Here is a 4,060-nt window from a genome sequence, read left to right as displayed (position 1 = left end):
CTCAAGCGCGGAAGCACGCACCAACCGCTTGACGAACACACCCGAACCACGCACCGCGACCTGGTCCTCGCCACCCTCCACGGACAGCACCCCGGCCAGCCGCGACACGGCGCGCTCGTCCAGCGTCTCGGGCAGATCGACGAGCCCGCCCCAGATCTGCGGGTGCTCCAGCGCCGCGACTCCGCCGAGGCCCCACACCTGCGCCTGCGTGGCGCTCGCGAGCCGGTCGGAACGGCCCACCGACACCGCGCCCCGCGAGGCACACCACAGCCGAGCGCGCACGCCCAGCCCCGCCACGGTCTGCACCAGCCACAGAGTCAGCGCTAGTCCGGCGGCGACCACCGGCTGCCCGGCCATCGGCTCCTCGTCCAACGCGAGCAACGACAACAGCCGGACATCGGATTCGCCGTCAACCGCGGCCAGCAGTGCCCGGGCGAGCACGTCGCGGTCCGTGCCCGCGTCCACCGCCACCGGTACGACACGGGCACCGTACTTCTCCAGCCCCTGCGTGATCGTGACGGTGAGCTCACTGTCCGCGAGCCCGGCGGGCACCACCAGCAGCCGCAACTCGCCCAGCGAGCCGCTCCCGTCGACGTCCAGTGCCTTTGCCAGTGTCTCCAGGTCCTCGCGCTCCACCGCGTCCCAGAACCGCGCGTCCACGCTGTCCACCGCGGCGGAACCACCCGGCACGGAGCCGGCCGACGCCTCCGCGTGGTCCTCCAGCCAGTACCGCTGACGCTGGAAGGCATACGTCGGCAACTCCACCGTCCGCGCACCGCGCCCGGCGAAGACCTGCTCCCAGCCCACCTCGACACCGTGTACATGGAGTTCGGCCAGCGCCGCCGTCAGCGCCTGAACCTCCGGGCGGTCCTTGCGCAGAACGGGTGCCACGACCGAGACCGAAGCCCCGCCCGCGATCAGGCAGTCCTGCGCCATCGCGGACAGCACACCGTCCGGGCCCACCTCGAGGAACGAGGTCACTCCGAGCTTCTCCAGCGCCCGCACCCCGTCCGCGAACCGCACCGCCTGCCGCACATGGCGCACCCAGTACTCCGCCGAGCACACATCGTCCGTGCCCGCTGGCTCACCGGTCACATTGGAGACCAGCGCGATGGTCGGCGGGGCGAACGACAGCCCCTCTACGACCTTGCGGAAGTCCCCCAGCATGGCGTCCATACGCGGCGAGTGGAAGGCGTGACTGACGCGCAGGCGGCGGGTCTTACGGTCCTGCTCCGCCCACTGTCCGGCGATCTCCAGCACCGGCGCCTCGTCACCGGCGATGACCACGGCCGTGGGGCCGTTGACGGCCGCGATGCTCACCTCGGCCTCACGACCGGCGAGCGATCCGGCGATCTCCTCCTCCGATGCCTGGACGGCCACCATCGCGCCGCCCTCCGGCAGCGCCTGCATCAACCGGCCACGGGCGGCGACCAGCGTGCACGCGTCCTCCAGGGAGAACACTCCGGCCACGTGGGCGGCGGCGATCTCACCGATGGAGTGGCCGATGAGCACGTCCGGGGTGATGCCCCAGTGCTCCAGGAGCCGGTAGAGCGCCACTTCGATGGCGAAGAGCGCGGGCTGCGTGAACGCCGTCCGGTCCAGCAGTTCGGCGTCCGCGCTGCCCTCGGCCGCGAACATCACGTCCTTCAGCGGACGGTCCAGTACGACGTCCAGGTGCGCGCACACCTCGTCCAGCGCACGGGCGAAATCCGGGAACGCCTCGTACAACTCCCAACCCATACCAAGCCGCTGCGCACCCTGACCCGAGAACAAGAACGCCATCACACCCGACGCGTTCGCGACGCCCTGAACCAGGCCCGGGGCGACCTCTCGGGATGCGACGGCCTCGACGCCGCGCAACAACTCCGCACGGTCGGCACCCACGATCACCGCGCGGTGTTCATGCACCGCGCGGGTCGCCGCCAACGAGTAGCCCACATCCAGCGCGCCCAGCTCGGCACGCTCGACCAGATACGACCGCAGCCGCTCGGCCTGGGCGCGCAGAGCCTCCGCGCTCCGGGCGGAAAGCGCCCAGGGCACGATGCCGTGATCCTCGACCGGGGCGGGCTGCGCCTCATCCTCGACCGGTGGGGCCTGCTCGATGATGGTGTGGGCGTTGGTGCCGCTCACGCCGAAGGCGGAGACACCGGCCCGGCGCGGCTGACCGGTCTCGGGCCACGCGGTGGACTCCGTCAGCAGCCGCACTTCACCCGCCGACCAGTCCACCTGCGTCGACGGCTCATCCACGTGAAGGGTCTGCGGTAGCACTCCGTGCCGCATCGCCATCACCATCTTGATGACACCGGCGACACCGGCCGCAGCCTGCGTATGACCGAGGTTCGACTTCAGCGATCCCAGCCACAGCGGCAGATTCTCCGGGCGCCCCTGGCCGTACGTGGCCAGCAGTGCCTGTGCCTCGATCGGGTCACCCAGCGTCGTACCCGTACCGTGCGCCTCCACCACCTGGACGTCGGCGGCCGACACCCCGGCGCTGGCCAGGGCCTGCCGGATCACCCGCTGCTGCGACGGACCGTTGGGCGCCGTAAGACCATTGGACGCACCGTCCTGATTGACCGCCGAACCCCGGACGACCGCCAGCACGGGGTGGCCGTTGCGGCGGGCGTCGGACAGCCGCTCCACCAGCAGCATGCCCACACCCTCGGACCAGCCCGTACCGTCCGCGGCGTCCGCGAACGGCTTGCACCTGCCATCGGGGGCCAGGCCACGCTGACGGCTGAACTCCACGAACGCACCGGGCGTCGCCATCACCGAGACGCCACCGGCGAGCGCCAAATCGCACTCGCCCTGGCGCAGCGCCTGCGCGGCCAGATGCAGGGCGACCAGCGACGACGAACACGCCGTGTCCACCGTCACCGCGGGCCCCTCAAGACCCAGCGTGTACGAGATACGACCGGATGCCACGCTTCCAGCGCTTCCGCTGCCGAGGGACCCCTCGAAGCCCTCGGGAACCTGCCGCAGCCGGGTGCCGTAGTCGTTGTACATCACGCCCACGAACACGCCGGACCGGCTGCCCCGCTTGGTCGTGGGGTCGATACCGGCCCGCTCGAACGCCTCCCACGAGGTCTCAAGGAGCAGCCGCTGCTGCGGGTCGGTCGCCAGCGCCTCACGCGGACTCATATCGAAGAAGGCGGGGTCGAATTGGTGCGCGTCGTAGAGGAACCCGCCGTTCTGCGCGTAGTACGTGCCCTCCCGGTCGGGGTCCGGGTCGTACAGGCCATCAAGGTCCCAGCCGCGGTCGGACGGGAACTCGGACATCGCATCCGTGCCCGCCATGACCAACTGCCACAGCTCTTCGGGGGTCCGCACCCCGCCCGGGAAGCGGCAGCTCATGCTCACGATCACGATGGGGTCGCTGTCCACCGGCGTGCCCGGCGCGGCCACCGCGGCCGCGCCCGCCGACGAGGCAGCGCTGTCCCCGCCCAGGATTTCGTCACGGATGTGGCCGACGAGTGCCATCGGGGTCGGATAGTCGAAAACCAGCGTGGCGGGCAGCCGCAGACCGGTCTCCGCGGTGAGCCGATTCCTGAGATCGACCCCCATCAGCGAGTCGAAGCCGAGCTCCTTGAACGGCCGTCGTGTGCTGACGGTCTCGGCGGTGGCGTGCCCGAGGGCGGCTGCGGTCTGCACGCGGACCAGTTCCAGCAATATCTGATCCTGCGCTGTCTGCGGCAGACCCGCGAGGCGTCGGCGCAGTTCGTCGGGAAGGCTCTCGTCCTGCTCCGATCGCGCGGCACGGCGCGCTGTCACGGTGGGCACGACGCTGCGGAAGAGGGCGGGGAGTTCGGCGCCCTGCGCACGCAGCGCCGGGATGTCCAGCCGCACCGGAACTGGCACGATCTCGTCCGCGACCAGAGCCGCATCGAACAGTTCGAGCCCCTCCTGGGAGGAGAGCGGCACCAGGCCGGAACGCGACACCCGGCGCAGGTCCCTCTCGCCGAGGTGTCCGGTCATGCCGCTGGCCTCGGCCCACAGACCCCACGCCATCGACACACCCGGCAACCCCTGAGCCCGCCGCCACGACGCCAGGCCGTCCAGGAAC

The 4,060-nt window shown here is 71.0% G+C and carries 1 protein-coding gene; it reads right to left on the bottom strand.

The window, feature by feature from the left end:
- Positions 1–4,011 (bottom strand): beta-ketoacyl synthase N-terminal-like domain-containing protein (locus tag IG74_RS0144035; RefSeq protein ID WP_420710055.1); only part of this gene is annotated, 4,011 nt, incomplete at its 3' end.
- Positions 4,012–4,060: the final 49 nt, after the last annotated feature.

It is taken from the genome of Streptomyces sp. NRRL B-1347, assembly GCF_000720325.1.
Classification (GTDB): domain Bacteria; phylum Actinomycetota; class Actinomycetes; order Streptomycetales; family Streptomycetaceae; genus Streptomyces.
The sequence above is the reverse complement of the archived record's forward strand: the minus strand, read 5'-3'. Positions and strand labels throughout refer to the sequence as shown.